Consider the following 3,244-nt stretch of genomic DNA (forward strand, 5'->3'; position numbering starts at 1 on the left):
TGGCGGTGATGGCCCCCTCCAGGCTGCCGGTGATGGCCGTCAGGGCAGAGAGGAAGAGGTTGCCGAAGCTGTGGCCTTCGAGGCCAGTGCCCGCGCGGAAGCGGTACTGGAAGAGCCGTGTCAGCAGGGGTTCTTCTGTGGCCAGGGCCGCCAGGCAGTTGCGGATGTCTCCTGGGGGTTGAACGCCGAGTTCGCGGCGCAGGACCCCTGAGCTGCCGCCGTCATCGGCGACGGTGACGATGGCGGTGAGGTTGCTGCTGTAGCGCTTCAGCCCGCTCAGCAGGGTGGAGAGCCCTGTGCCGCCGCCGATGGCCACGATCGAGGGGCCGCGGTTCAGGCGGCTCTTCGCGGCCAGAGCATCGACCAGAAGGGTGTCGCGATCGGGCGCCAGCGCCTGCTGGATCGCCCCAAAGCTGCGGCTTTGCCCGAGCCAGATCAGTCCGCCGCCCACCACCAGCACCAGCGGTCCGGTGATCTCGCGGGGGAGGACCGTGGTGATGTTGGCCAGGGACCAGCGGATGAACTCCAGCAGCCAGTAGATCGGCTGCAGGTCGGCCCAAACGGCTCCTCCCAGGAACAGCAGGAACAGGCCAATCCCGGAGGTCAGCATCCAGCGCTTGACCACCAGCCCGGGCTGCAGCCAGCGGGCGGCGCGCTTGGAGCGGCTGACCAGGTCTTTCTGGCGCAGATCTCCCTTGCCGACCCAGCTCGGGCGAGGTCTCGAGCGATTCCCCCTGCGCTGTCCTCGAGCCGGCATGGGGCCAGGTTACGGAGAAACCGCCAAGATGCCCCCATTCGTGAAGGATCCGGTGCAATCCACCACCCCAGTGGTCCAGATGGACGACGTCAGTGTGCGCTGGGGTCGCAACACCGTGCTGAGCGACGTCGATTTGACCCTGAATGCGGGCGAGCGCCTGGCGGTGGTGGGCCCCTCGGGTGCCGGTAAATCGACGATCCTGCGTCTGCTCTCGGGTTTGCTCCTGCCCAGCAGCGGTCGCCTGCAGATCCATGGGGTGCAGCAGACCTATCTGCGGCTGGATCAGCGCAACCCCCCGGACGTGCGCACGGTGTTCCAGAACCCGGCGCTGCTGGCGTCCTTGACCGTGCGCCAGAACGTGGGCTTTTTGCTGGATCGTTTCAGTCGCTTGAACGAACGGGAGATCCGCCAGCGGGTGGCCGAGGCCCTGGAGGCCGTGGGGCTCTCCGGTACGGAGGATCTTTATCCCGGTGAGCTCAGTGGCGGCATGCAGAAGCGGGTCAGCTTTGCCCGCGCTGTGATCAGTGATCCCAGTCAGCCCGTGGGGAAGGTCCCCTTGCTGCTCTTCGATGAGCCGACGGCAGGTCTGGATCCAGTGGCCTGCACGCGGATTGAAGATTTGATCGTTCACACGACTCAAATCGCGGGTGGGAGTTCTGTGGTGGTGAGCCACGTGATGAGCACGATTGAGCGCACCGCCGATCGGGTGGTGTTGCTCTACGACGGCCTCTTCCGCTGGCAAGGAACTGTGGAGGACTTTCGGACCACAACCAATCCCTATGTGCTTCAGTTCCGCACGGCTAGTCTCAGCGGGCCGATGCAACCCGCGGAGCTCTAAACCCGATGCGCCGCAGTGTCAAAGAAGCGATCGTCGGCTTCACGCTGCTGGCGGCAGTGAGCTCGGCTGGGTTGTTTTGGCTCTGGCTCAAAGGGGTGTCGGTGAGCAATCGCACCTGGCGATTCCAGGCGAACTTTGCGGATGCTGCCGGACTGGCCCCCCGCTCGGCTGTGACCTATCGCGGGGTCACTGTCGGCCATGTTCAGGAGGTCACCGCCACGGCCACGGCCGTGGAAGTGCAGATCGATATCAATCAACCCAACCTTCAGCTGCCTCAGCCCCTCGATGCGCGGGTGGAAGCGGCTTCGCTGCTCGGCGGGGATGCTGTGGTGGCACTCACGGCGCCGATTAAGCCGCTGCCGAAGGGGACCCCCGGCCCGAAAGCGATCAACTGCAACCGCGCCTTGACGGTCTGCAATGGCTCGGTGATTCAGGGCAAGAGCGCGGCGACCTTGAGCCAGGTGACGGCCACGCTGCAGCAGTTGCTGGATCAGGCGGAGAAGGAAAAGCTGATTCCCAAGCTCGCCACCACGATCAGCAGCATCGACACCACGGCCAAGGAAGCAACGGCGTTCATGACTGACGGTCAGGCCCTAATCGGTGATCTTCGGACCACCGTTCGTGATGTCCAGCCGACGATCAACAACCTCAACGACTCCACGGCCCACATCCTCAACTTCGTGCGGGTTCTGGATAACCCCAAGACCCTGAGCGAGCTCAAGGGCACAGTCGCCAACCTGGAGGACCTCACCGCAACCCTGGATCGCGTGGGAGGTGACATCAACAAGCTCACCTCCGACAAGCGCTTCATGGATGGCCTGCGCAGCGTGGCGATTGGCCTGGGGGCCTTCTTCGATGAGGTCTATCCCGAGAAGACCGAAGCCAAACGCTGATCAGACCCCGCTGATGGCCTCCATTGCGATCGCGGCGATCGCCTGATCGCTGGCCTTGGGCAGCTGGACGTACTTGCCGCCGGCGGAGTCGGCCAGGTCCTTGCCCATGCCGCTGCCGATGAACTTGCGCTCGGTGTCGATCACCAGCAGCTTGATGCCCAGGGAGCGGTACTTGCTGGCCACCTGCTTGACCTCTTCCTTGAGATCCACGGGCTCTTCCCCCTCCAACTGGGGCTGACCGAGGGAGCGGCTGAGGGGCACGTTGCCCCGGCCATCGGTGATGGCGACAACCACGACCTGGCCCAGTTCCCCGGTGGCCATGGCATTCGCCCCAACCCGAGCGGCCTGGGAGAGGCCATGGGCGAGGGGCGAGCCACCGCCGCAGGGCATGGACTCCAGCCGCCGCCGTGCGGCGGTGATCGAGCGGGTCGGGGGCAGCAGCACTTCGGCGGCCTCGCCGCGGAAGGGGATCAGCGCCACTTCGTCGCGGTTCTCGTAGGCCTCGGTCAGCAACCGGATCACGGCGCCCTTGGCGCTTTGCATCCGGTTGAGGGCCATGGATCCGCTGGCATCCACCAGGAAGATCACCAGGGCACCGGCCTTGCGCTGCAGTTGCTTGGCCCGCAGGTCCCCGTCCTCCACCACAACCTTGCGGTGCGGTTCCCGCTCACGCCGGGTTTTTTGGTAGGGCGCTGCGGCCCGCAGCGTGGCGTCAACGGCAATGCGCTTCACCGGGCCACGGGGCAGCATCGGTTT

General features: G+C 65.4%; 4 protein-coding genes. 2 read left to right on the forward strand and 2 right to left on the reverse strand.

The window, feature by feature from the left end:
- The coding region (locus tag QZ186_RS11570; protein WP_296416994.1) for a gluconeogenesis factor YvcK family protein at positions 1 to 757 on the reverse strand (757 nt) is incomplete at its 3' end.
- 28 nt (positions 758 to 785) lie between these two features.
- Here QZ186_RS11570 and QZ186_RS11575 point away from each other — a divergent pair.
- Together QZ186_RS11575 and QZ186_RS11580 are read left to right on the forward strand one after the other, a co-directional pair.
- The gene (locus tag QZ186_RS11575) at positions 786 to 1,595 is read left to right on the forward strand and encodes an ABC transporter ATP-binding protein (protein WP_296416995.1); all 810 of its coding nucleotides are present in this window, start codon (positions 786 to 788) and stop codon (positions 1,593 to 1,595) included.
- A gap of 5 nt (positions 1,596 to 1,600) precedes the next feature.
- The gene (locus tag QZ186_RS11580; protein WP_296416997.1) at positions 1,601 to 2,488 is read left to right on the forward strand and encodes an MlaD family protein; all 888 of its coding nucleotides are present in this window, start codon (positions 1,601 to 1,603) and stop codon (positions 2,486 to 2,488) included.
- Here QZ186_RS11580 and QZ186_RS11585 read toward each other — a convergent pair.
- Positions 2,489 to 3,244: VWA domain-containing protein (locus QZ186_RS11585; RefSeq protein WP_296416999.1), on the reverse strand; the 756-nt coding region annotated here is incomplete at its 5' end.

This window comes from Vulcanococcus sp. DEBay_Sum29NL08_54 (assembly GCF_017859255.1).
Lineage (GTDB): Bacteria > Cyanobacteriota > Cyanobacteriia > PCC-6307 > Cyanobiaceae > Vulcanococcus.